This is a genomic window from Streptomyces sp. NPDC001536 (genome assembly GCF_042894505.1).
Lineage (GTDB): Bacteria > Actinomycetota > Actinomycetes > Streptomycetales > Streptomycetaceae > Streptomyces.
Genome location: NZ_JBIAVQ010000002.1, coordinates 181,301 through 204,198 on the forward strand (window position 1 = coordinate 181,301; position 22,898 = coordinate 204,198).

Annotated in this window: 22 protein-coding genes; 7 read left to right on the plus strand and 15 right to left on the minus strand. The window is 72.1% G+C overall.

Annotated features, from left to right (window positions below; translation table 11 throughout):
• Positions 1 to 16: 16 nt before the first annotated feature.
• The 3 genes from ACFY0U_RS06045 to ACFY0U_RS06055 form a co-directional block, all read right to left on the minus strand.
• On the minus strand, positions 17 to 598 hold the full coding sequence (locus ACFY0U_RS06045; RefSeq protein WP_388632366.1) for a sugar kinase: 582 nt from the start codon (positions 596 to 598) through the stop codon (positions 17 to 19).
• Positions 599 to 606: 8 nt separating this feature from the next.
• Positions 607 to 1,755 (minus strand): ROK family glucokinase, encoded by a 1,149-nt coding sequence (locus ACFY0U_RS06050; protein WP_388630895.1) that lies wholly within the window; start codon positions 1,753 to 1,755, stop codon positions 607 to 609.
• 248 nt (positions 1,756 to 2,003) lie between these two features.
• Positions 2,004 to 2,741 (minus strand): GntR family transcriptional regulator, encoded by a 738-nt coding sequence (locus tag ACFY0U_RS06055; protein WP_388632368.1) that lies wholly within the window; start codon positions 2,739 to 2,741, stop codon positions 2,004 to 2,006.
• A gap of 130 nt (positions 2,742 to 2,871) precedes the next feature.
• On the opposite strand from ACFY0U_RS06055, the gene ACFY0U_RS06060 reads away from it, so the two are divergent.
• The gene (locus ACFY0U_RS06060) at positions 2,872 to 3,873 is read left to right on the plus strand and encodes a Gfo/Idh/MocA family oxidoreductase (RefSeq protein WP_388630898.1); all 1,002 of its coding nucleotides are present in this window, start codon (positions 2,872 to 2,874) and stop codon (positions 3,871 to 3,873) included.
• Positions 3,874 to 3,912: 39 nt separating this feature from the next.
• Here the strand turns inward: ACFY0U_RS06060 and ACFY0U_RS06065 are convergent, their stop codons facing one another.
• From ACFY0U_RS06065 to ACFY0U_RS06075, 3 genes are read right to left on the minus strand one after another with little or no spacing between them, the layout of a single operon-like run.
• Positions 3,913 to 5,097 (minus strand): cytochrome P450, encoded by a 1,185-nt coding sequence (locus ACFY0U_RS06065; RefSeq protein WP_388630901.1) that lies wholly within the window; start codon positions 5,095 to 5,097, stop codon positions 3,913 to 3,915.
• A 43-nt stretch (positions 5,098 to 5,140) separates the two neighbouring features.
• Positions 5,141 to 5,842, minus strand: a complete 702-nt coding sequence (locus ACFY0U_RS06070; protein ID WP_388630903.1) for a response regulator — start codon at positions 5,840 to 5,842, stop codon at positions 5,141 to 5,143.
• Between the two features lie 42 nt (positions 5,843 to 5,884).
• Complete coding sequence (locus ACFY0U_RS06075; protein WP_388630906.1) at positions 5,885 to 6,913, minus strand: hypothetical protein; 1,029 nt, start codon at positions 6,911 to 6,913, stop codon at positions 5,885 to 5,887.
• Positions 6,914 to 7,023: 110 nt separating this feature from the next.
• Here ACFY0U_RS06075 and ACFY0U_RS06080 point away from each other — a divergent pair, with 110 nt between their 5' ends.
• Complete coding sequence (locus ACFY0U_RS06080) at positions 7,024 to 8,805, plus strand: caspase domain-containing protein (protein WP_388630910.1); 1,782 nt, start codon at positions 7,024 to 7,026, stop codon at positions 8,803 to 8,805.
• A 12-nt stretch (positions 8,806 to 8,817) separates the two neighbouring features.
• Here ACFY0U_RS06080 and ACFY0U_RS06085 read toward each other — a convergent pair whose 3' ends face one another.
• Together ACFY0U_RS06085 and ACFY0U_RS06090 are read right to left on the minus strand one after the other, a co-directional pair.
• On the minus strand, positions 8,818 to 11,652 hold the full coding sequence (locus ACFY0U_RS06085; RefSeq protein WP_388630912.1) for a CHAT domain-containing protein: 2,835 nt from the start codon (positions 11,650 to 11,652) through the stop codon (positions 8,818 to 8,820).
• 194 nt (positions 11,653 to 11,846) lie between these two features.
• Positions 11,847 to 13,106 carry a sensor histidine kinase gene (locus tag ACFY0U_RS06090; protein WP_388630915.1) on the minus strand — a complete coding sequence of 420 codons (1,260 nt, stop codon included), beginning with the start codon at positions 13,104 to 13,106 and terminating at the stop codon, positions 11,847 to 11,849.
• 170 nt (positions 13,107 to 13,276) lie between these two features.
• Between ACFY0U_RS06090 and ACFY0U_RS06095 the strand changes: the two genes are divergently transcribed.
• Positions 13,277 to 13,477, plus strand: coding sequence for a hypothetical protein (locus ACFY0U_RS06095; protein ID WP_388630918.1), 201 nt, complete (start codon positions 13,277 to 13,279; stop codon positions 13,475 to 13,477).
• Between the two features lie 63 nt (positions 13,478 to 13,540).
• Here ACFY0U_RS06095 and ACFY0U_RS06100 read toward each other — a convergent pair whose 3' ends face one another.
• The 4 genes from ACFY0U_RS06100 to ACFY0U_RS06115 form a co-directional block, all read right to left on the minus strand.
• A complete protein-coding gene (locus ACFY0U_RS06100; RefSeq protein WP_388630921.1) occupies positions 13,541 to 13,930 on the minus strand; it encodes a ribonuclease domain-containing protein in 390 nt (129 codons plus the stop codon).
• An 86-nt stretch (positions 13,931 to 14,016) separates the two neighbouring features.
• Entirely contained in the window at positions 14,017 to 14,922 is a 906-nt protein-coding gene (locus ACFY0U_RS06105) for a DMT family transporter (protein ID WP_388632371.1), read from the minus strand.
• Positions 14,923 to 15,013: 91 nt separating this feature from the next.
• Positions 15,014 to 15,640: a dihydrofolate reductase family protein gene (locus ACFY0U_RS06110; RefSeq protein WP_388630924.1), complete on the minus strand. Its 627-nt coding sequence runs from the start codon at positions 15,638 to 15,640 to the stop codon at positions 15,014 to 15,016.
• A 74-nt stretch (positions 15,641 to 15,714) separates the two neighbouring features.
• Positions 15,715 to 16,524 (minus strand): AIM24 family protein, encoded by an 810-nt coding sequence (locus ACFY0U_RS06115; RefSeq protein WP_388630927.1) that lies wholly within the window; start codon positions 16,522 to 16,524, stop codon positions 15,715 to 15,717.
• A gap of 96 nt (positions 16,525 to 16,620) precedes the next feature.
• Between ACFY0U_RS06115 and ACFY0U_RS06120 the strand changes: the two genes are divergently transcribed.
• The gene (locus ACFY0U_RS06120) at positions 16,621 to 17,358 is read left to right on the plus strand and encodes an SDR family oxidoreductase (protein ID WP_388630930.1); all 738 of its coding nucleotides are present in this window, start codon (positions 16,621 to 16,623) and stop codon (positions 17,356 to 17,358) included.
• 61 nt (positions 17,359 to 17,419) lie between these two features.
• Here the strand turns inward: ACFY0U_RS06120 and alc are convergent, their stop codons facing one another.
• A complete protein-coding gene (gene alc, locus ACFY0U_RS06125; protein ID WP_388630933.1) occupies positions 17,420 to 18,535 on the minus strand; it encodes an allantoicase in 1,116 nt (371 codons plus the stop codon).
• A gap of 49 nt (positions 18,536 to 18,584) precedes the next feature.
• Positions 18,585 to 19,922 carry an allantoinase AllB gene (allB, locus tag ACFY0U_RS06130; RefSeq protein WP_388630936.1) on the minus strand — a complete coding sequence of 446 codons (1,338 nt, stop codon included), beginning with the start codon at positions 19,920 to 19,922 and terminating at the stop codon, positions 18,585 to 18,587.
• A 276-nt stretch (positions 19,923 to 20,198) separates the two neighbouring features.
• On the opposite strand from allB, the gene ACFY0U_RS06135 reads away from it, so the two are divergent.
• Together ACFY0U_RS06135 and ACFY0U_RS06140 are read left to right on the plus strand one after the other, a co-directional pair.
• Positions 20,199 to 20,993, plus strand: coding sequence for an IclR family transcriptional regulator (locus tag ACFY0U_RS06135; protein ID WP_388630939.1), 795 nt, complete (start codon positions 20,199 to 20,201; stop codon positions 20,991 to 20,993).
• Positions 20,990 to 21,685 carry a DUF6304 family protein gene (locus ACFY0U_RS06140; protein ID WP_388630941.1) on the plus strand — a complete coding sequence of 232 codons (696 nt, stop codon included), beginning with the start codon at positions 20,990 to 20,992 and terminating at the stop codon, positions 21,683 to 21,685. Before ACFY0U_RS06135 ends, ACFY0U_RS06140 begins: the two co-directional genes overlap by 4 nt.
• A gap of 1 nt (position 21,686) precedes the next feature.
• Here ACFY0U_RS06140 and ACFY0U_RS06145 read toward each other — a convergent pair whose 3' ends face one another.
• On the minus strand, positions 21,687 to 21,971 hold the full coding sequence (locus tag ACFY0U_RS06145) for a DUF5955 family protein (RefSeq protein ID WP_289917913.1): 285 nt from the start codon (positions 21,969 to 21,971) through the stop codon (positions 21,687 to 21,689).
• A gap of 219 nt (positions 21,972 to 22,190) precedes the next feature.
• Here ACFY0U_RS06145 and ACFY0U_RS06150 point away from each other — a divergent pair, with 219 nt between their 5' ends.
• Positions 22,191 to 22,790, plus strand: coding sequence for an NTP transferase domain-containing protein (locus tag ACFY0U_RS06150; RefSeq protein ID WP_388630944.1), 600 nt, complete (start codon positions 22,191 to 22,193; stop codon positions 22,788 to 22,790).
• Positions 22,791 to 22,898: the final 108 nt, after the last annotated feature.

A 22,898-nucleotide genomic window follows, 5' to 3' on the forward strand; every position in this document is an offset into this window, starting at 1 on the left:
AGGTCGGGCAGCCGCGCTACGGGACGGTGCGGGAGACGACGTACACCATCGGGTTGGCCGGGTCCGCGGTGTTCACCACGATGTCCTGGGTGGGTGCCGGGTTCTTCTGCTTGTGGACGAGGCCCGACCAGGGTCCGGGGCCGGTGAAGTTCCAGCCGGTGATCTTCTGGTCGCGGGCGCCGATGGTGATGTCGCCCGCCTTCAGGTCGTCGCGGTTGACGCCGACGCCGGCGAGGAAGGTGTCGAGGCCCGCGCTGCTGGTGCGGAACTGGACGTAGAGGCGGCTGGTCTTCCAGTTGTTGGTCTCGTAGTACGCGATCCGGTCCGCGGGGTGCGGGATCGGCACCTGGTAGAGGCGGCGCTGGACCTTGGACGGCCAGCCGGCGGTGAGGCCGGTCGCCGAGTACTTCGCCTCCTTGTCCTTGCCGCTGTTGCGGCTCTGGTTGGCGGAGATCACCAGATAGCCGGCCGGGACGCCGATGAGCAGCACGATGATGAGCAGGGTGAGCGCCCGGCGGCGGTTGCGGTGGCGGCGGTCCTCGGTCGGCCGGCGCGGCTCCTCCGGGGAGTCGCCCTGCCGCGGCACCGAAGGGGTCACGGACGGGTTCACGCCTGCCCCTGGGTCGTGCGGCGGGCCTCCGTGTACTTGGCGTAGCGCTCGTAGCGCTCGACCCGGCGCCGGTTGGCGCGCCGGAAGCGGCGGGCGACCAGGCGGGCGAGGTCGGCGGCGCCGACCATGCCGGCCTCGGGGCCCAGCTGGGCGCGGACGATGCGCGCCTCGGGGCGGTAGCCGCGGCCGGTGAGCTGGCGCTTGAAGGCGTCCCGCGCGGGGCCGATCAGCAGCTCGTCGGCGGCCGACACACCGCCGCCGATCACGAAGCAGGACGGGTCGAGGGCGGCCGCGAGATTGGCGATGCCGACGCCGAGCCACTGGCCGATGTCCTGGAGCAGCTCGATGCACATGGCGTCGCCGTCACGGGCCAGCTCGGTGATCATCGGGCCGGTGATGTCCCCGATCTGCCCCTTGACGTGCTCGATGATCCCGTACGCCACCGGGGAGTCGGCCGCGGCCAGCTCCTTGGCCTCCCTGACCAGCGCGTTGCCGGAGCTGTACTGCTCCCAGCAGCCTCGGTTGCCGCACGGGCAGCGGTGGCCGCCGGGCACGACCTGCATATGGCCGAACTCGCCCGCGACGCCGAACTTTCCGCGCTTGACCTGGCCGTCCTCGAGGATCGCGCCGCCGATGCCGGTGCCGAGCGTGATCATGACCAGGTGGTCCTCGCCGCGGCCGGCGCCGAAGCGCCACTCGGCCCAGGCGGCGGAGTTGGCGTCGTTGTCGACCAGGACGGGCACGGCGAGCCGGCCGGCGAGGCGGTCGCGCAGCGGTTCGTTGCGCCAGGACAGGTGCGGGGCGAACAGGATGCGGTTGCGGTCGGCGTCGACCCAGCCGGCCGCGCCGATGCCCACCGCGTGCACGTCGTGGCGGTCGGAGAGGTCCAGGACCAGCTCGCAGATGGTGTCCTCGACGACCTTGGGGCTCTTGGACTTGTCCGGGGTCTCCGTGCGGAGCTTCTCCAGGATGTTGCCGTCGGCGTCGACGACGCCCGCCATCACCTTGGTGCCGCCGATGTCGATACCGACCGTCGGCACGCGGGGTGCGGTCAGGTGCGAGCGGCGTTCCCTGGTACCGACCGTGCGGAGGACGGGGGCACGCCGGGAGCCGATCGGGGCCGTGAAATTGCCGTAGGTGCTCATCAGGCCCGATTGTGCCTCACCGTGAGTAAGGGTGCTGTGCGGGGGAGCAAAGGGGCGGTTCCTGTGCTTTGCCGGGTACGGGCGCGTTGTCGTCGATCGCGCCGCGCACGCGAGCGCCCACGCACTCGCGTTCGCCGCCCGAAAGGGTGCCGATGAACCGGCCCCGTGACCGGGGACCGTGCATCGGGTCGCATTGTCCGGACATTGCGACCAATGCGGCGACACCCGGGCGGCTCCGAGGAGGGCCGTCAGGGCCGCACGAGCAGTTGGAACTCGAAGGAGTAGCGGGTGGGCCGGTAGGTGTGGGTGCCGAACTCGACCGCGCGCCCGGTGTCGTCGAAGGTGACGCGCTGCATGGTGAGCAGCGGAGCGCCCTCCTCCTCGGCGAGCCGTTCGGCCTCGGCGGCGGTGGCGGCGCGCGCGCCGATGGACTGACGGGCGCTGTGCAGGGTGATTCCGGCGGACCGCATCATCCGGTACAGACCCGTAACCTCCAGCTGGCCGGTGTCCAGGTCGATCAGGCCGGTCGGGAGGTAGTTGCAGAGGTACGCCATCGGCTCGCCGTGCGCGAGGCGCAGCCGCTCGATGCGGTGCACATCGCTGTCCTCGGCCACTCCGAGCGCGGCCGCGACCTCGGCGGAGGCCGGGACGAGGGTGTTGACGATGACCTTGGTGGCGGGGCGCTGGCCCGCCGATTCCAGGTCGTCGTAGAGGCTGCTGAGCTCCAGCGGGCGCTTGACCTGGCTGTGCACGACCTGCGTGCCGACGCCGCGGCGGCGTACCAGCAGGCCCTTGTCGACGAGCGACTGGATGGCCTGGCGGACGGTGGGCCGGGACAGGCCGAGGCGCGCGGCGAGCTCGATCTCGTTGCCCAGCAGGCTGCCGGGGGTGAGGCTGCCGTGCTCGATCGCGGCCTCCAGCTGCTGGGACAGCTGGAAGTACAACGGCACCGGGCTGCTCCGGTCCACACTGAGTTCGAGCGACACGGTCGGGTCCACATCTGGTTTCGGCACGGGCCCGAGCGTAGCTCCGCGCGCTGTTGACGGGAAGTTGTGTAGTTCGATTGTCCGGACATATGCATTGACAGGGTGGGGTTCTCGGCCACATTTTGTTCACATGCGCATCGGCGTCATCGGTACTGGCCGGATCGGCACCATCCACGCGAACACACTCAGTCGTCATCGCGATGTCGGCTCTCTGATCCTGACGGACGCGGACGGGGCGCGGGCCCAGGAGCTCGCGAACCGGCTGGGGGAGACGGCGGCGCCGGGGGTGGACGAGATCTTCAGGTGGGGCGTGGACGCGGTGGTGATCACCACGGCCACGTCGGCGCACGCCGAACTGATCGGCCGCGCGGCACGCTCGGCGCTGCCGGTGTTCTGCGAGAAACCCATCGCCCTCGATCTGCCGGGCACGCTCCAGGCGATCGGCGAGGTCGAGTCGGCCGGGACCGTTCTTCAGATGGGGTTCCAGCGCCGCTTCGACGCCGGGTACACGGGCGCCCGGGAGGCGGTGCGGTCGGGGCGGCTCGGACGGCTGCACACCGTGCGGGCGCTGACCTCGGACCAGACGCCGCCGCCGGCCGCGTGGCTGCCGCTGTCCGGCGGGCTGTACCGGGACACGCTGATCCACGACTTCGACGTGCTGCGCTGGGTCACCGGGCGGGAGGTCGTCGACGTGTACACGGCCGGGTCCGACGCCGGGCCCCCGATGTTCCGTGACGCGGGCGACGTCGACACGGCCGCGGCGGTCCTCACCCTCGACGACGGCACCCTCGCCACGGCCACGGCGACCCGGCTGAACGGCGCCGGCTACGACGTCCGGATGGAGCTGGCCGGAGAGCTGGACCAGATCGTCGTCGGCCTCGACGACCGCACACCGATCGCCTCGACCGAACCGACGGGCCCACCGGCCGCGACCAAGCCGTGGACGGGGTTCCTGGAACGGTTCGGACCGGCCTACGAGGCCGAGCTGAACGCCTTCGTCGAGGTGGTCCGCGGCGAACGGACCAACCCCTGCGACGGACGCGAGGCGTTGCAGGCGCTGCGGATCGCGGAAGCGTGCGAGGTGTCGCGACGGGAGCGGCGGCCGGTACGGATGGCGGAACTGCCGGGCTGAACGGCCCTCCGGATCCACGACCCTGCCCCCTGCACAGCCCTACCAGCGCACCGGCAGACTCCGCAGCCCCCGTATCAGCATCCCCGGCAGCCACTCCCCCGGCGGCCCGTCCAGGGCCAGGTCCGGGGCTCGGTCGAGCAGGCTCCGGATCGCCGTACGCGCCTCCAGGCGGGCCAGGGGAGCGCCCAGGCAGTAGTGGATGCCGTGGCCGAAGGCGAGGTGGCCCCGGGGATCGCGGTGGATGTCGAAGGTGTCCGGGGCCGGGTAGCGGGTGCCGTCGCGGTCGGCCGCGGTCAGGCCGACCATGACGTGGTCGCCCTCGGCGATGGCGGTGCCCGCGATCTCCAGGGGCTCGGCGGCGTAGCGGAACGTCGCGTTCTCCACCGGGCCCTCGTAGCGCAACGTCTCCTCGACCGCGCCGTCGATCAGGCTCATGTCGGCGCGCAGGGCGGCGAGTTGGTCGGGGTGGGTGAGCAGGGCGTGGACGCCGTTGGTGATGAGGTTGACCGTCGTCTCGTGGCCGGCGATCAGCAGCAGGAAGGCCATGCCGAGCAGTTCCTGCGGGGAGAGCCGGTCGCCGTCCTCGGCGGTGGCGCGGATGAGGTCGCTCAGCAGGTCGTCGCCCGGTCCCGCGCACCGCTTGTCCTCGATCAGCTCGCGCAGGTACGCGTCGAGCCGGACGACGGCGTCGTAGGAGTTCTCGGGGCTGGTGGGCGCGACCACCTCCGTCGACACCTTCCGGAACTCCGTGCGGTCCATCTCTGGCACGCCGAGGAGCTCGCAGATCACGGTGATCGGCAGGGGGTAGGCGAGGGACTGCACCAGGTCGCCGCGGCCGTAGGGCAGCATCGCGTCGAGGAGGTCGTCGGTGATCTCCTGGACCCTGGGCCGCAGTTCCTCCACGCGGCGCATCGTGAAGGCACGGGCGACGAGGCCGCGCAGCCGGGTGTGCTCGGGCTGGTCGGCGCCCAGCAGATGGCGGCCGATCAGCTCCTCCTCGTGGAACGTCACACCGATCCGGCGGCCGTCCTTGGACAGCCGGGGGTCGGCGAGCGCCGCCCTCGCCTCCTCGTGCCCGACGACGAGCCAGGCCCAGTAGCCGGGATCGGAGCCGGGCGGCCGGATCCGGTGCACCGGGCCGCGCTCACGCAGTCGCGCGTACACGGGATGCGGGTCCGTGCGGAACGCCTCGCCGAACTCGCCTAAGTCGACCACTTCAGCCATGAAGATCCCTTCCCCTCGCACAGAGAACGCGCGGCATGCCCCGCTAGTGCCCGCCCTCCCCGGATCCCTCGGATTCCGCGGCCCCTTCGTCCAGCAGCCCCGCGTCGTACGCGAGCAGCGCGATCTGCACCCGGTTGTTGAGGTCGAGCTTGGCCAGGATGCGGGAGACATGGGTCTTGACGGTGGCCACGCTCATGAAGAGCTCCGCGGCGATCTCGGCGTTGGACAGGCCCCGGCCGACCGCGACGGCCACCTCGCGTTCGCGGTCGTTGAGGGCGGAGATGCGCTCACGCGCGCGTGAGCGGCGGGTGTCGGCGGCGGTGCCGGCCGCGTGGTGCATCAACTGCCGGGTGACGGTGGGCGACAGGACGGGGTCGCCGGCCGCGACCCGGCGTACCGCGTCGACGATCTGGGCGGGCGGGGTGTCCTTGAGGACGAACCCGGCGGCACCCGCGCGCAGGGCGCGCAGGACCTGTTCGTCGGCGTGGAAGGTGGTGAGGACCACTACCTGGGGCGCGTCGGGCCGGGTGCGCAGCCGTTCGGTGGCGGTGATGCCGTCCATGGACGGCATCCGGATGTCCATGAGGACGACGTCCGGGCGGGTGCGGTCGACGAGCGCGTCGACGTCCTTGCCGTCGGCGGCCTCCCCGACGATCTCGATGCCGTCGGCACCGCCGATCATCAGGGACAGGCCGGCTCGGACCAGCGGGTCGTCGTCGACGAGGAGCAGTCTGATCGCGGTCATGGGGCTTACGTAATCACGGTTTCGGGGTCCTACCGGCTGTCGTCAGCCACGCAGCCGCACTCCGTGCCGGGACCGCAGCCGGTGGATCTCCCACCAGGCGACCGCGCACACCGAGGCCGGGCCGCACAGGAACGCGAGGAACTGCACGAGGGGCGGACCGGGCGGCAGTCCGCCCGCGGCCAGGCTGATGAGCGCGAACTCCCAGACCAGGACGCCGGTGAGAAGGGCGGGCAGCGCGGCGTGCACCTCGGCGGCGTTGAACCCGCCGCGCACGGCGGGCCCGGTGGCGAACACGAGGAAGAACAGCAGCCAGACCAGGGGCACCATGAGCGCGACGGTGGGCCAGGGGAAGTCGGCGGTGGTCGCCGACTCCCGTTCGAGCATGATGATCCCCACCATGATCAGGGGCACCGCCGTCACCGCGCCGATGTACCACAGGGCGGCCTTCCCGGCGGCGCGCACCCGCTGTCCCATGTGCGGCCTCAGGTGCGGCGATGCCCACCGGAACAGCACCGCGATCACCACGGGGGCGCTCAGGAGCAGCAGCGGCGGGGTGACCACGAGCCGCATCATGTACTGCTCCTGGGCCTCGCCGAAGTCCTCCGGCTTGCCGTAGACGACCAGCAGCGCCAGCGTCATGAGGGCCGCGCTCAGGGCTCGCGCCTTCTGCAGGCGGGTCACCTGAGGGTCGTCGTGGAGGCGGTGCGCACGCGGCGGGAAGAGGCGGTGGGCCCTGACGCGGGCGGAGCGGGCGAACACGTACCCGACCATCAGGGACGGCACGACGAACCATGTGCACGGCACCAGCAGGAACGCCCACACACAGCCGTGGATCCGCGGCCGGCCACCGCGCAACAGGTCGCGCAGGGGCGGCCATTCGGCGCCGCGCAGCCCGCTCAGCGTCCCCCACGGCGAGACGTACGGCCGCGGCTGCGGGACGTACGGCGGATAGGGGTGCGGATTCGGATAGAGGTGCGGATCCGGGTAGGGCTGGGGCGGGATGTACGGCCCGGTGCTCGGAGGTGGCGGATACGGCGGCTGATAAGGGTTGTCGGGTCCCCCGAAACTCACGCTGCTGTCCCTTCCGGTACTCGTGACGCCTTGGCTGCACATAGGTCAGCGGATCGGTTCACTCAAGTCAACTCACGTCACCACACGGAGTCATGAGGCAGGATCAGCTCATGCGTACCGTCTACGCCCTGTTCGTGGGCATCGACGACTACCCCGGCAGACCCCTGCGCGGTTGCGTCAACGACGTGCGGGCGGCGGAGAGTTGGCTCAGTGCCCAGAGCTCGACGACCGAGACACGGACGCTGTACGACGCCCAGGCCACCCGGGCGGCCGTGCTGGCCGGCATCCGGGACCACCTCGGGCGCGGCGGTCCCGGCGACACGGCACTGCTGTGGTTCTGCGGGCACGGCAGCCGCCGCCCCACCGACGATCCGCGCGTGGCGAGCGGCTGGTCGGAGGCGCTGGTCTGTCACGACAGCCTGTACGCGGGCGGTCAGCCGCTGCTGGAGGACGCCGAACTCGGCCCGCTGCTCGACGAGATCGCGGCCCGCGGTGCCCATGTGGTCGCGGTCCTCGACTCCTGTCACTCGGGCGGCGCGTCCCGGGAGACCCGGCGTGGCGTGGACTGGCGGCCGTGGTGGCGTACGTCCGTGACGCGCGAGGTACGGCCGGGACCGCGCCGGCATGTGCTGCTCGCCGCGTGCCGCCCGGACGAGTACGCGCACGAGGGCTACTTCGACGGACGGTTCCGCGGCCGCTTCAGCCACGCCCTGCTGGGCACCCTCGACCGGCTGGGCCCCACGGCGACGTACGGCGCCGTGCACGCCCTGGTCGAGGCCGCCCTCGCACCCCGCCAGCACCCCGAGCTGCGCGGCCCGGAGAACGGCCGCTTCCTGGTCGGCGAGGCCCTCGCGACCTCGCCCTTCCTGCTGCGGCACACCGCGTCCGGCTGGGAGGTCGACTGCGGCCAGGCACACGGTCTGCGGGCGACCGGCGCCGAGTTCACCCTGCTCGGCGACGACACGTCCCGCACGGTCGTCGTACGTCGACTGCGGCCGGAGTCCGTCCTGGTGGAACCGGTCGGCTGGCAACCCAGCGCGGCCGACCGGGAGTCGGTGTTCGAGGTGACGCCGTCCGCACTGGCGTTCACGCCGGCCGCCGTGACGCTCGCCGGGGAACCGGGGGCCGTACGGCTGCTCTCGACGGCCCTGGTAGGTGAGCCGTCGCTGGCGATCGGCGGGGACGGGCTGCCCCTGCGGGTCGACGCGGGCGGCGGGTGGGCGCGGGTGTCGGGCGGGGCCGGGCATCCCGTGCCGGATCTGCCGCTGCGGTCCGCCGCGGACGCGGGCCGGGTCGTCGACTGCCTTGCGCACATCGCCCGTTGGCATCGCATCCTGGACCTGACCAATCCCGATCCGTGGCTGTCCTCCCGGGTGCGGGTCACCGTCGAGCCGACTTCGGTGGGCGGCGTGCGGTACGCGGCCGACGGCGAGGTCGTCTGCGGATACACCCGGGACGGCCGGGAGCCCCAGGTGACCGTGCGTGTCCACAACGACTCCGACCGGCAACTGTGGTGCGTCCTGCTGGATCTGACGGATGGTTACGGCTCGTCGCCGCACCTGTACGAGGGTGAGTTCATCGGTGCCGGGAAGGCGGGGGCGGCCCGGCGCGGGGAGCCGGTGTGGCTGCGGCTTCCGCCGGGGCGGGCGGTGGTGCCGGGGGCCTTCGCGCGGGACTGGCTCAAGGTGATCGTGGCCGAGAGGGAGCTCAATCTCGCCCCGTTCCGGCTGCCCGCCTGGCCGCCCGAGGCCGGGGCTCGCGCACCGATGCCCCGCGGTGGCGGGCTGCTGCGGTTCACCACACCGTCGGACGGCCGGGATACCGGCAACTCCGCACCCGGTGTGGGGCGTTGGGGTACGGCCCAGGTGGCGGTGCGTACCGAGGTGACCTGAACCGGAGGCGTGTCACCAGCCGAGGTGGGTGAAGCCGGCCCAGGCCGTCAGGTCGTCGGCCCTGATCCGGTGGACACGCTCCCGCAGCCGGGACGGCATCCCGGGCGGGACGGCCCGGCGGTCGTTCAGCATCCACAACTGGGCGCTGCGCAGGGCCGGTCCGGGCGTCTGGCCCTCGCTGCTCAGGTAGTGGTGGGTCATGTACATCAGCAGGGACGTGGCCTCGTCGGGCACCGGCCACAGGGAGCCGATGACCGAGCGGGCGCCCGCGACGAGGAACGCGGTGGACAGGCTGTACGCCTCGTCGTAGCCCCGCCCGGACACGTTCGTACGGCAGGCCGCGAGCACCGCCAGGTCCAGTCCGTCGTAGCGGCTCGCCCCCTCGGTCAGCTCCTCGGCGGCCAACTGCCCGCCGGACAGGACGAGTCCGGCGCTGTGCCGTTCACCGCTGCGGACCTCGCCGTGGCAGGCGAGGTGCAGCAGGCCGCCGCGCTGACGGCGCAGCCAGTCGGTGACGGCGGCGGGGGTGGCGGTGCCGGGGCCGAGGAGTTCGCCGTGCGGGTGGAAGGTGCGGTGGACGGCCTCGGCCTCCTCGCCGGCGTGGTGGAGGTCGCGGGTGGGGTTGCCGACGACGAGAGCCTGGCGGGCCTGGTCCGCGGGCGGCGCCACGGCGGGGCGGGCGGCGATCTCGCACAGCAGACGGGCCGACGGCAGGTAGGAGATGTCGGCGTCCTGGCAGGCGTGGCGCCGTGCTCCCGTGCGGGCCGCGTGCCAGGGCACGGCGCCGAGTTCCGCCATGGGCACCAGCACCACGGAGGGCACCCGGCCGAAGCCGCGCGGGAGCACCTTGAGCAGCGGCCTCATCACCGCCGTACCGGCCCAGTCGCACAGCCGCTTCAGGGCGGCTGTGCCGGTGTCGGGGCGGGGTGGGGGCGAGGGGTGGGCGGTGGTGGGCGGGCCACCGGCGTCGCGGCCGAGGGTGCCGGCGGTCCGGTAGTCGGCCAACGGAGGTGCTTCGAGGTCGAGTTGAGGCAAGGGAAGTGCCTGGACCGAGGCGTCCGCGGAGACGATCAGGGCGGCCCCGATGCCGTGTTCCTCGCCGGGCATCAGGTAGACCAGCGCGGTCCGGCCCATGGTGCGCAGGGCGTGGCCGATCTCCTCGGGCTCGGGGGTCTCCAGCAGCCGTCGGCGGACCGGCGACGCGGTCAGCGCCTCCAGGACGCGGCGGCGCAACCGGCTGCTCGGGCCCATCGCCGCCGGCCCTCCGGTGAGGAGCGCCTCCTCTCCCGGCTCGGGCCCGCTCCCCGCGGCACGCCACTCGTCCGCGAGGTCCGGGCGGCCCAGTTCGCCGAGCATGTCGGGCACCGTCGTCGCCACGGTCGCGGCGTGCAGGACCAGACCGCGGCCCGCGTCCAGGGCGCGTACGGCATCGGTGTGGGCTCCGTCGGCCACGCACCACCGGGCGACCTCGACGGCCTGCTCCCCCGCCCGCCGGCCGGTCTCGGCGGCGTGTGCGGTACCGGACTGGAGCAGCACGCCCCGGGCGGTGGCCCGCAGGGCTTCCAGTCCCACGCGGCGGGACTCCTCGGCGTTGCGGTGCCGGGTCCGGGAGTTCGGCGGGTGCAGTTCGCCGCGCATGCGGTACGCCCTGGCCAGGGACAGCGCCGTGCCGCCCCACAGGGGATGGTGGGGGCCGCCCATCAGGCGCAGGGTGTGCCGCAGCCAGGCGATGCCCTGGTCCAGGTGGTGGGGGCGCAGCGCCGGCGGTGCGATCTCGGCGGCGACGACGGCGCAGTGGCCGGTGCCGATGCTGCCCGCGTTGCGCAGCCAGCGGTCGTCGTCGGGTTCGAGGAGGTCCAGGGCGGCCTCCCGTAGCTCCAGGGCTTCGAGGATGCCGTGGTAGTCCAGGGCGATCATCGCGCGCATGCCCCGGCTGAAGCCCGCCTCGCCGAGCCGGTCGGCCTGTGCGTTGCGGGGCAGCGCGGCGATCTGCCGGCGCACCTCGGCCACCGTCACGGCGGGCTGTGCGCCTTCCGGGGCGGGTTCCAGTCGTCCGCTGCGCTGACCGCGCAGGATCGTCAGGTAGCCGCGGGCCGCCTCCACGTTGGACTCCAGCGTGAGCCGGTCCATGTGGTCGGGGGACATCCGGGCGAGCGCGGCCTCCAGCACCCGGATCTGCTCGACGAGCAGCGGTTCGTCCTCGCGGCGGGCGGCCTGCTGGGCCCGGAACAGGGCGACCTGCGGCTCCATCGCCAGCCGGGTCGCCTCGTCCAGGGCCGGTGAGGCGGCGACGCGGGCCATGTCGTCCACGGCGGCGTCGTAGTCGTCCTCACCGCCGCTCAGCTGGGCGAGATGGGCGCGGATCCCGGCATGCGCGAGGTCGAGCCTGGCGCGTACGTGGGTGCCGTCGGGGTGGACCGTGCGTGCCGTCTCGATCCGGGCGAGCGCCACCTCCAGGTCGGCGGGTTCCCGGGCGTGCTGGAGCGGGAACAGGCCGTTCATGGCGAGGACGGTGGCCTGCCACTGCTCGTCGGCCGGTCCGTGCCGCTGGGCCGCGCGCCAGAGTTCCTCCTCGCGCCGACCGTCGGCGAGGGGCTGGTCGAGGCGGAGCAACGGCAGGACGCTCAGCACCTGTCCGGCCCGCATCCCGGACAGCAGGGTGGCGGGAGGCAGGGCCGCCCAGTCGTCGTAGAGCCGGTCGTAGGCCTGGGTCGCCGTACGGCAGCCCAGCCTGTCCAGGACCAGGGTGCTCAGCCGGCCCAGGTCCTGTCCGTCGAGCCCGCCGGTGTTCATGGTCTGCTGGATCTCCCACAGCAGTGTGCTCAGGTCGTACGGTGTCGCCTCCACGCGTCCACGCCTCCGCCTCGCCGCCCCTGTGGCTCAACGGCCCCAAAGGCCGCATGGCGTAACCAGGTTAGCGATCTCTGGCGCGTCCCGGCGGGTGGGAACGGGAGGGGTTCAGGACATGGGAGCGGCCGAACACGCCCTTTTCACCGGCACGTTCACACGGATGGGCGAACACCCGGTGCGCGGGGCCCTGTTCATGCCCACGGCAGCCACGCCCGCACCCCGAACCCCCCGCCGTCCTCCGGACCGTGCTCCAGCCTCCCGCCGGCCAGCGACGCCCGCTCGGTCAGCCCGATGAGCCCCTGCCCGGAGCCCGGTACGGGGGTCACCTCGCCCTCGGGTGCGGGGTTGCGGACGGTCACGGTGAGGCCCTCGCCGGGCGCGCCCTCGACCGAGACGGTGACCTCGGTGCCGGGGGCGTGTTTGCGGGCGTTGGTCAGGCCCTCCTGGGCGATGCGGTAGGCGGTGCGGCCGATGGAGGCGGGGACGGCGGCGGGGTCGGTGACACGGGTGTCGAGGCCGACCTTCATACCGGCCTCACGGGACTCGGCGACCAGCGCGTCCAGCGCGGCGAGCGTCGGCTGGGGACGGCCCGTGTCCTCCTGGTCCCCGGCCCGCAGCACACCGATGATCTCGCGCAGGTCCTGGAGCGCCTCGTGCGCGCTCTCCCGGATGACACCGGCCGCCCGAGTGACCTCCTCCCGGGGTGCGTCGGGCCGGAACTCCAGCGCGCCCGCGTGCACGCTGAGCAGGGTCAGCCGGTGGGCGAGGACGTCGTGCATCTCGCGGGCGATGGCCTCGCGCGCCAGCCGTTGCGCCTGCTCGGCGCGCAGCCGGGCCTCCGTCGCGGCGCGCCGGGCGCGGTCCTGGAAGCTCAGTACGAGCTGCCGCTTGGACCGCACGACCATGCCCGAGGCGACCACCACCGCGGTCATCAGCACGAAGATGAGGACCACGACGAGATACGGCAGGTCGGGGTCGGGGCGGATCCAGAAGTAGAGCGGGATCAGCGCCATGTTGACCCCGCCCACCCACGCGACGTACCGGAACGGCCGGTGCACGGCGAGCGTGAACAGGGCGATGATGCAGAAGCCGCCCGCGGTGTCCGAGACAAGCCCTATGGGCAGCGAGGCGACGGCCAGCCCGAGGGGCCAGCGGCGGCGCAGCCACACCGCGGCGCAGGCGACCGCGCCGATGACCTGGTCGAGGCGGGCGAGCGCGTCCGGGACATGGGGGTTGGAGGTCACCGCTTCCGCACCGACCAGGCCGACGATCACGGCCACCGCGAAGCAGCTGAAGTCGACGAGCCAGTCGCGCGCGGTGCGCCGGGGCCGCCGCCCGGGGCGCTCGCCGTCCGGGTCGAGCTCCTTCAGGACGGCCGAGGGCATCAGCCAGCGCCGCCCCGTGAACGCCTGGGGCACCGCTACGCGCTCGTCTCCACTCACGGTCGACAAATCTACGCACGCGAGGCCCGTGTCACCTCCGCGCGGACGGGATCTCCGACCAAAGTCGGCGGGCCGCCTACTTTCGGCGCGGCCCTTGCGTGCGGACCGCAGACTTCCGTCGCACGTGCCTCGCCCCGCGGCCGATGACCGTGGGGGGTCCGCGGGGCGAGCGTGTGCACATGAAGCAACTGCTGGAACTGCTCGGATTCCTCGCCCTGGTGCAGGGCGTCGCCGGCCTGGTGCACGAGTTCACCGATGTGCACTGGGGACTCGTACAACGGGTCGGCTTCCTCGACGGCTACGAGCTCTACGCGAGCGTCGCCCTGGTCGTCCTGGCGATCGCGCTGTTCGCCGCCGCGGAGAGCCGGAGGTCCGGCTGAACGCGGACCGGACCTCCGGCTGGTCTCACCTTTCCTCGGCGCTTCGACGAGGTTCGGCTCGGCTCAGCAGCTGTAGTTGACCAGGCGGAACGTGACGTAGTGGTCCGCCGTGTAGTAGTCCTCCTGGCTCCGCTGACCGGTGACGATACGACGGGCACCGCGCGTGGACGATCCGGGCGTGATGACCGTGTACTCGTGGTAGTAGCCGCTCGACTGGCTGGGCAGGACACCTTCCCGGTTCTGGAAGACGGTGCCGTCCTGGGAGTACGGATAGGGCCCACCCTGCTCGATCAGGTCGAGGGTGTCGTGCGCCTGTGAGGGCAGGGCGCTGTAGCAGACGTTGCCGACCGCGGCGGCCGCGGGGGAGGCCGTGGCGACGGTTCCGCCGACGAGGAGAGCGGACAGGACGGCGGCTGTGGCGCCGATGCGGGTGATTCGTGGGGGGAATCTCATGCCCTCATGATGACGCGCGTAGACAGTGGCATGTCAATGACAACTCCGGAGATTTTTCCCGTCAAGTCCGATGAGTTTTCGCGGAGTTAACCTGCCGCCCGACGTCCCCACGCGGTCCCCACAAGCACCAGGGCGCCACCCGCCAGGCCGAGCGCGCCGAGCCGTTCCCCACCGAGCGCGATGCCGGCCAGGGCGGCCCACAACGGCTCGGTGCCGAGGAGCAGGCTGACCCGGGACGGGGAGGTGCGGCGGACCGCCCACATCTGTACGAAGAAGGCGAACAGCGTGCAGAACGCGGACAGGAACAGCAGCCCGGCCCACTCGCGCGGCCCGAAGTCCACGGCCGTCTGCCAGGGCGTGGCGTCGGCGCCGGTCGCCAGGAGCGCGAACACCGCCACGGCGGCGCCGAGTTGGACCGTGGTCAGGGAGAGCGCGTCGGCGCCCTGGACGGACTTGACCCGGGACATCGCCAGGACGTGGACCGTGCGGGCCAGCGCCGCGAGCAGCATGAGCAGGTCGCCGAGGGAGGGCTGTGTGAAGCCGCCGCCCTGGGTGAGCAGGACGACGCCGAGCACGGAGAGGGCGGCGGCGCCGAGGAAGGCCCGTGAGGGGCGGGTACGGGTGACGGCGGCCTCGGCGAGCGGGGTGAAGATCATGGTGAGGCTGATGATGAGGCCCGCGTTGGTGGCCGAGGTGTGGACGACCCCGTACGTCTCCAGCAGGAAGATCACGCTGAGGATCAGTCCGAGGAGCCCGGCCCCGCGCCACTGCGCGACGCTCAGGGTGCGCAGCGAGCGCCGTCCGACGGCCACGAGGGCGGGCAGCACGATCGCGAAGCGCAGCACCAGGACCGCGATCACCGTGCGGGCGGTGGTGATGTCCTTGGCGGCGAGATAACTCGCGCCCCACACGACCGCGACGAGCAGGACGGGCAGGTCGGTCAGCCAGGTGCGGCGGGGCGCGAGGGCGCCCGGTACGGCGATCGAGGACATCTGGGCGGCTCTCCCGGTCTCCGTCGGTGAGGTGGAGACGTCGGTGGCTCGCACACGGAGCGATCACCGTACCCGCGCGGCCGGAATTCGCCTAGGCGTTTTCGGGGAGCTCGTACGACCCGTATTCCGGCCGTCCCGCCTGGTCGTACGTCTGGATGGAGACGCCGGTGGAGGTGATGAGCCCGCTTCGGTGCGTGAAGGCCGTCGGCAGGCTGCCCTCGGTGAACAGGCGGCGGCCGGCGCCGAGCACGACCGGGAAGGTGATCAGGTGGACGGTGTCGACCAGGTCGAGATTGAGCAGGGACCGCAGGAGCGCTCCGCTGCCGTGGAGCTGGATCTCGCCGTCGGTGCGCTCCTTGAGAGCGGTGACCTCCTTGGCGAGGTCACCGCCGAGCACGGTGGTGCCGGCCCACTCGGGGTCGCTGAGGGTGGACGAGGCGACGTACTTCGGCAGGGCGTTGAGCTTCGAGGCGACCGGGTCGGCGGGGTCGGTCACCTTCGGCCAGTACCCGGCGAAGATGTCGTAGGTACGACGGCCGAGGAGGAACGCGCCGACGTCGGCGAAGACCTGGCCGACGAACCGGCCGAAGTCCTCCTCCGCGTACGGGACGGTCCAGCCGCCCTGCTCGAAGCCGCCCCTGGTGTCCTCCTGGGGGCCGCCGGGGCCCTGGTAGACGCCGTCGAGGCTGACGAAGATCTGGGAGACGAGCTTGCCCATGACGGGTGCCTTCTCTCTCGGGTGGGGTCTGTTGTCATCAGCTCAGACCCCGCCCGCACCCGCAACTCATCGCTTCAGCCCACGTTGGTGGAGAACAGCCCGCCCGTCGGGCCCTGCTTGTCGCCGCCCTGGGCCTTCTTCAGGGCGTTGGCGAGGCTCTCGATGGTGAGGGACTGGAGGATGACGCGGCCGTTGCCCTCCAGGGTGGCCAGGGAGAGGCCCTCGCCGCCGAACACGGCGTTCATGAGTCCCTGCCTGTTCAGGCCGCCGACGCGCTGGACGCCGTAGCGGATGCCCTCCTCGAAGGCGACGACGCAGCCCGTGTCGACCTCGATACGGCCGCCGAAGTCGGCGGGGTCGAGGTCGATGAAGTTGCCGGCGCCGGCGATGATCACGGTGCCGCGGCCGGTGAACTTCTCCAGGACGAACCCCTCGCCGCCTTTCATGCCGGTCCTGCCGCCCTGGAAGGCGATGCCGAAGTCGACGGTGGACTCGGCGGCGACGAAGGCGTCCTTCTCCGCGAACCACGCGCGCGTGCCGTCGAGCTCCAGGGCCCGCATCTCGCCGGGCAGGACGCCCGCGAAGCCGACGGTGCCCTCGCCGCCGGTCGCCGTGAAGTACTGGAACGCCAGGGACTCGCCCGCGAGCGCGCGCTGACCGACCTGCATGGCGGTGCCCATGGCCTGGCGGAGCATGCCGCCGACGCCTGAGCCGCTCTGGGACTCACCGGTGGTGTTCGACGGGCCCGACAGGCGGGTCTCCATGGTCACGTTCGTGGTCTTGAACAGGAACTTTCCGGCCTCGCAGTACACGGTCTGACCGGGCTGGAGGCTGACGACCGCCATCTGCATGGCGTTGCCGACGATGTCTTGCTGAAGGGTCACGTCAGGAGAACGCGGGAACCGGAGGAAAGAGTTCCGGCCGAGCTAGGTGTCCGTTCGCCGCCAGCGCGTGCGGGTGCGGACCGCTGGGATGGAGGCATGACAACGACGCTGAACGGCAAGGTGGCCCTGGTGACCGGCGGCAGCCGCGGCATCGGAGCGGCGACGGCTCTGCTGCTCGCCCGGGAGGGCGCGGACGTGGCTCTGACGTACGAGAACGGCAAGGAGGCGGCCGAGGAGGTCGTACGGGCCGTCGAGGCCCTGGGACGCCGTGCGGTGGCCCTGCGGGCGGACTCCGCGGACGCGGCGGAGGCGGCGGGGGCCGTGGATCGTGCGGTGGAAGCGCTCGGCGGGCTGGACGTGCTGGTGAACAACGTGGGTGTGGGTGTGCTGGGGCCCCTGGAGGGCCTGTCCCTCGTGGATGTCGACCGGGTCCTGGCCGTGAATGTGCGCGGGGTGTTCCTGGCCTCCCAGGCGGCGGCCTCCCGCATGGGCCCCGGCGGCCGGATCATCACCATCGGCACCTGTATGACCCAGCGGGTGCCGGGCCCCGGCGGGACCCTCTACACGACCAGCAAGTCGGCCCTGGTCGGCCTCACGAAGGCCCTCGCCCGGGAACTGGGCCCGCGCGGCATCACCGCGAACATCGTCCACCCCGGCCCGACCGACACCGACATGAACCCGGCGGACGGCCCGTACGCCGCCGACCAGTCGGCGCTGACCGCGCTGGGACGGTTCGGGACGGCCGACGAGGTGGCGTCGATGGTGGCGTACCTGGCGGCGGCCGACTACGTCACGGGCGCGGAGTTCGCGGTGGACGGGGGCCACGCGGCGTGACACACGCGTGGGGCGCACCGGCGCTGTCGGGCCCGGTGCGCCCCACGCGTGCGTGCGGGTGTCAGCCGCCCAGTTCCTGGTGGCGGGCCGTCAGCGCCGCCGCGCCGGACTCCGTCAGGGAGCCGTACAGGCGCAGTCGGGAGATGCCGCCGTCCGGGAAGATGTCCACGCGCGCGTGGGTGCCGACCGCGGGGGTCGGGAGGACGAAGCGGTGGTTGGTGTCGGGCTGGAGGCGGGTGCGCGGGAGGATCTCCGTCCAGTCGCCGGTCTCGCCGTCCTTCACCGACACCGACGCCCAGCCCGCGCTGTTGCCCTTCAGGTACGCCGTGTCGATCTCGATCGCACGGATCTGGGACTGGGCCACCAGGCGGTAGCGGATCCAGTCGTTGCCCTGGTCGCGGCGGCGGCGGGTCTCCCAGCCGTCGTCCATCTTGCGGGAGCGGCCCGGCTGGATGGTGTTGGAGGCCGGGGAGTAGAAGAGGTTGGAGGCGTCCTCGGCCCGGCCGCCGTTCTCCAGGGCGACCACGTCGAAGGTGCCGAGCACCGAGAGCCACTGCGGGTCGGGGACCACCTCGCCGTACACGCGGAGGCGGGCGATGCCGCCGTCCGGGTGCTGGTTGACCCGGAGGTGGGTGAAGCGCTGCTCGACCGCCACCTCGAAGCCGTTCGCGGCGTGGCCGCCGACCGCCGTGCGCGGGACCAGCGTCGTCCACTTCACGTCGTCGCCGAGCAGCTCCTCCGGGGAGGGCGAGCCCGCCACCGACGTGCCCTCGACCGACACCGCCTGCGGGTAGTTGCCGCGGAAGTGGGCCGTGTCGACGACGATGCCGCGGATCACGCCGGGCGCGCCGAGACGGACCAGCGCCCAGTCGTGGTCCTCGGCCGTCGGCCACGGGTGCCCGGCGGAGGCACCGCGGCGGCGCCGGGTCTCCCAGCCGTCCATGATCTTGCCCTTGTGCCCGAAGTGCTCGGGGTCGAACTCGGCGGGCCCGGGCAGCAGCAGGTTCTCGCGCTGGGCGAAGAACTCGTCGTTGGCGGCGATGACTCCGGCGCCGAGCTGCCGGGCGGCGAGGTCGGCGTACTGGGTGAAGGGGAAGTCGGCGGTGCGGTAGTCGGCGTACGGGTCACCACCGCCGTACGGGTTCGCGTCACCGGTGAAGCTCGGAATCGCCGTCACGGGATATGTGCCTTTCTGGAGTCGGCCGCTGCGGGTGCGGAGGTCTTGATCAGTGGTCGCGGGTGAGGAGTTGCCCCTTCGGCTCCGTGAACTCGCCGTCCTGGACGATGCGTCGGCCGCGCAGCCAGGTCGACTTCACGACGCCGTACAGGGTCTTGCCCGCGTACGCCGTCACGCGGTTGCGGTGCTGGAGTTCCGCCGGGTCGACGGTGAAGGTCTCGTCGGGCGCGAGGATCGCGAAGTCGGCGTCGCGGCCGGCCTCGATGGCGCCCTTCTGGCCGAGGCCGACGAGAGCGGCCGTACGCGCGGACATCCACTGGACGACGTCCTCCAGCGAGTGCCCCCTCTTGCGTGCTTCCGTCCACACCGCGGCCAGGCTCAGTTGCAGACCCGAGATGCCGCCCCACGCCGTGGCGAAGTCGTCCGTCTTCAGGTCGGCCGTCGACGGCGAGTGGTCCGTGACCACACAGTCGATCGTGCCGTCGGCCAGCGCCTGCCAGAGCAGGTCCTGGTTGGCCGACTCGCGGATCGGCGGGCAGCACTTGAACTCACTGGCGCCGTCGGGGACTTCCTCGGCGGTGAGCGTGAGGTAGTGCGGGCAGGTCTCGACCGTGATGCGGACGCCCTCGGCCCTGGCGGCTGCGATGAGCGGAAGCGCGTCACTGGACGAGAGATGCAGGACGTGCACGCGCGCGTCCAACCGCTTGGCCTGGGCGATGAGTTGGGCGATCGCGGTGTCCTCGGCGTCGCGCGGGCGCGAGGCGAGGAAGTCGGCGTACTTGGGGCCGCCCTGCTGCGGGGCGGCCTCCAGGTGGTGCGGGTCCTCGGCGTGCACGATCAGCAGGCCGCCGAAGGAGGTGATCTCGGCCAGCGACTGGGCGAGCTGGTCCTGTTCCAGGTGCGGGAACTCGTCCACGCCGGACGGGGACAGGAACGCCTTGAAGCCGAAGACGCCGGACTCGTGCAGCGGGCGCAGGTCCTTGACGTTGTCGGGCAGGGCGCCGCCCCAGAAGCCGACGTCGATGTGGGCCTTGTCGGCGGCGACGTCCCTCTTCGTACGGAGGTTGTCGACCGTCGTGGTCGGCGGGAGGGAGTTGAGGGGCATGTCGACGAGGGTCGTGATGCCGCCGGCCGCCGCCGCGCGCGTGGCGGTCCAGAAGCCCTCCCACTCGGTGCGGCCCGGGTCGTTGACGTGCACATGGGTGTCGACCAGGCCGGGCAGGACGACGTGGTCGCCGACGTCCTCCAGCCGGGCACCCTCCGGGACGGCGGCGTCGTACGGCAGGACGGCCGTGATCCTCCCGGCGGAGACGGCGACCGCAGCGGCGCGCGTCCCTTCCGGAGTGATGACGCGCGTCGAGCGCAGCACCAGTTCTACGTCGGACACCCGGACCCCTCTCTGTCACCGTTGTTACTTCCGGGAAACGGGATTTACTTCCACGTAACGGAATTCAACGTTCTGTTGAAGGAGTCTTCACTCCCGCTTCCGCGCCGTCAAGGGCACACTTCTCCCCAGGGCTTCGACGCGCCACACTCTGGACGTTTCCACAAAGCGGAATTAGTATTCCGACAGGCAGAACGTAGCTACGTACCAGCGGGTCGTCAACCGACCGGCGGGTAGGCTTCTGCCCTTTCCGCCCGCCCGCCCCGAAAGGAACGCGCCGTGCCGACGTCCAGCGCCAGCACCACCGACTCCGCCAAGTCCACCAGTGGCGGGGTCCAGTCCCTCGAGCGCGCCTTCGATCTGCTGGAGCGGATGGCGGACGCGGGCGGCGAGGTCGGCCTCAGCGAGCTCTCCGCGAGCAGCGGACTGCCGCTGCCCACCATCCACCGTCTCATGCGCACGCTCGTGGCCTGCGGATACGTCCGTCAGCAGGCCAACCGCCGCTATGCCCTTGGCCCGCGTCTGATCCGCCTCGGCGAGTCCGCGTCCCGGCTGCTCGGCACCTGGGCCCGCCCCTATCTGGCCCGGCTGGTGGAGGAGACCGGCGAGACGGCGAACATGGCGCTGCTCGACGGCGACGAGATCGTGTACGTCGCCCAGGTGCCGTCGAAGCACTCGATGCGCATGTTCACCGAGGTCGGCCGGCGCGTCCTGCCGCACTCCACGGGCGTGGGCAAGGCCCTCCTGGCGAACGTCCCCGACGCCGAGGTGCGCGCCCTGCTCTCCCGCACCGGCATGCCGGCCGCGACGGAGAAGACGATCACCACACCGGAGGGCTTCCTCGCGGCGCTGGCGGACGTACGGCAGCTCGGTTACGCGGTCGACGACAACGAGCAGGAGATCGGCGTCCGCTGCCTCGCGGTGTCGGTCCCCGACTCCCCCACCGCCGCCGCCATCTCCATCTCCGGTCCGGCGGGCCGGGTCACCGAGGCGGCCACGGACAAGATCGTGCCGGTGCTCCAGCAGGTCGCCGGGGAGCTGTCCCAGGCGCTGGCCACCCAGAGCCCGGCATGACCGGCTTAATGACCTGGCCGGGCCGGTACACCGACCGGCACGGCAGCGAGGAGATCGTCTTCGAGTCGGACGGCCGGGAGCTGATCCGTACGACGATCAGGGGCGTCCGCTTCGAGGGCGAGTCGATGGACGACCTCGGCGCCCTCGGCGGTGAACCGCCCGAGTTCCCGTTCTCCTTCTTCGAGGGCGGCCTGTGCTCCTGCCTCCTGGAGTGGGAGGTTCCGATGCCCGTCGACGTGGCGGGGGACGGCGTACGACAGGGTGTGCTGCGCTGCGTCCTGCGGCTAGGGGGCCCCGCCGGCCCGGGACGCGGTCTGGACACGGAGACGCTGACCGCCACCCTGCGTCTGGACGGACACGAGTTCCGCGTCGCCGGCCCGGGCGACCTCGAGCACGTCCTGCACGCCCTCCAGCGCGAGTTGCCCCGATCGGCCCGGCTCCGCGCCTGCGTCGCGTGCGCCTGGTCCGACTACAACCCGGCCGGCAGCCCGATGATGGCGGGGCTGGCCTGCTTCCGTGACGCCAAGGACCTGTACCGCCGGGTGGACGGCAAACACGGGCCGCACGGCATCTTCGCGGTCTGGCACGCACAGACCGAGCTCGTCCAGGAGACCTGGCTGTGCGAGGAGTTCGAGCACCGCGCCTCGGACCGCGGCTACCGAGGGCCGTTCCCGTACCGCGGATCGCTCTGACCTAGCGCCGCGGCTCCCCGAACAGCTCCACCGCGTCCCGTACGTCCGACAGCCCCCGCGACAGGGCGCTGACCGATCCGATCGCCCCCGCGATCAGCAGCAGCGACCGCCGCAGACGAGGAATCTCGGGGGCGCCGTCGATCGTCATCGCGGCCAGTGCCGCCAGCTCGTCCTCGGCGATGCCCCGGTCGGGGAACTCGGCCGGATGCGCGGCGAGTTCGCGGCGCAGCCGGGACACCGCGGTCCGCAAGCCCGCCACCCTGGGGTCCTCGTCGCTGCCGGTCACTGGCGGCCTCTGTCCCAAGCTCCGCAACACAGCTCTCCCCCCTCGCACGCCGTTGTGCGCCCCTACGTCGTGATCCCGCCCGAACAGCCCCGTGGCGTTGGTCAGGCGCCGGGGACGGGGGTCAGTAAACGCCCACCGGCAGGGGCCGCGCCACTCCGCGGACCGAAATTCAGCCCTCGGAAACCGGCCGGGCCCCGTGGCGTCAGGTATGCAGGACGCATGACGGACAACGCACACCAGGTCGCCGGGCTGCTCCTCGCCGCGGGCGGCGGCCGGCGGCTGGGCGGGCGCCCCAAGGCCCTGCTCGGACATCGTGGCAGGCCATTGATCGAACACGCGGTGGGCGTGCTGCGCGCGGCGGGGTGCACGCGCGTGCACGTGGTGCTGGGCGCCGCCGCCGACGTCGTCCGCGAGACCGCGCGGCTCGACGGCTGTGTGCTCGTGGACAACCCCGACTGGGAGCAGGGCATGGGCTCCTCGCTTCGAGCCGGTCTCGACTCGTTCTCCGGCACGGACGTGCGGGCCGCGCTCGTGTCGCTGGTCGACCAGCCCGGGATCGGCCCGGGGGCGTACGCGCGCGTGCTCGGCGCGTACACGTCCCCGGAGTCCCTGGTCTCGGCCGCCTACGACGGCGTACGCGGGCATCCCGTGCTCTTCGGGTCCGCGCACTGGGCGGGGATCGCCGCGACTGCCACCGGGGATCAAGGGGCACGCGCGTACTTGAAGGAACACGCCGCACGGATCTCGCTCGTCGAGTGCGGGGACATCGCCCAGCCCTACGACATCGACACCGCCGAAGATCTGCAGCACCTTGAGTGAGCGAGGTGGCACTCAGCGCCACGTTGCCTCGACTCGGAGAATCTCGACATCAACAAACCATTGAACTTCCACAATGAGGAAACTAGTATCCACTGACCAGAAGCGCCC

What these genes read in the sequence shown, in the direction of transcription:
- ACFY0U_RS06100 (WP_388630921.1), bottom strand. Translation starts at nt 13,930, where the DNA reads ATGAGATTCCCCCCACGAATCACCCGCATCGGCGCCACAGCCGCCGTC.
- ACFY0U_RS06065 (WP_388630901.1), bottom strand. Translation starts at nt 5,097, where the DNA reads ATGGCTGAAGTGGTCGACTTAGGCGAGTTCGGCGAGGCGTTCCGCACG.
- ACFY0U_RS06095 (WP_388630918.1), top strand. Translation starts at nt 13,277, where the DNA reads ATGAAGCAACTGCTGGAACTGCTCGGATTCCTCGCCCTGGTGCAGGGC.
- ACFY0U_RS06110 (WP_388630924.1), bottom strand. Translation starts at nt 15,640, where the DNA reads ATGGGCAAGCTCGTCTCCCAGATCTTCGTCAGCCTCGACGGCGTCTAC.
- ACFY0U_RS06070 (WP_388630903.1), bottom strand. Translation starts at nt 5,842, where the DNA reads ATGACCGCGATCAGACTGCTCCTCGTCGACGACGACCCGCTGGTCCGA.
- ACFY0U_RS06105 (WP_388632371.1), bottom strand. Translation starts at nt 14,922, where the DNA reads ATGTCCTCGATCGCCGTACCGGGCGCCCTCGCGCCCCGCCGCACCTGG.
- ACFY0U_RS06060 (WP_388630898.1), top strand. Translation starts at nt 2,872, where the DNA reads ATGCGCATCGGCGTCATCGGTACTGGCCGGATCGGCACCATCCACGCG.
- ACFY0U_RS06080 (WP_388630910.1), top strand. Translation starts at nt 7,024, where the DNA reads ATGCGTACCGTCTACGCCCTGTTCGTGGGCATCGACGACTACCCCGGC.
- ACFY0U_RS06140 (WP_388630941.1), top strand. Translation starts at nt 20,990, where the DNA reads ATGACCGGCTTAATGACCTGGCCGGGCCGGTACACCGACCGGCACGGC.
- ACFY0U_RS06120 (WP_388630930.1), top strand. Translation starts at nt 16,621, where the DNA reads ATGACAACGACGCTGAACGGCAAGGTGGCCCTGGTGACCGGCGGCAGC.
- ACFY0U_RS06050 (WP_388630895.1), bottom strand. Translation starts at nt 1,755, where the DNA reads ATGAGCACCTACGGCAATTTCACGGCCCCGATCGGCTCCCGGCGTGCC.
- ACFY0U_RS06150 (WP_388630944.1), top strand. Translation starts at nt 22,191, where the DNA reads ATGACGGACAACGCACACCAGGTCGCCGGGCTGCTCCTCGCCGCGGGC.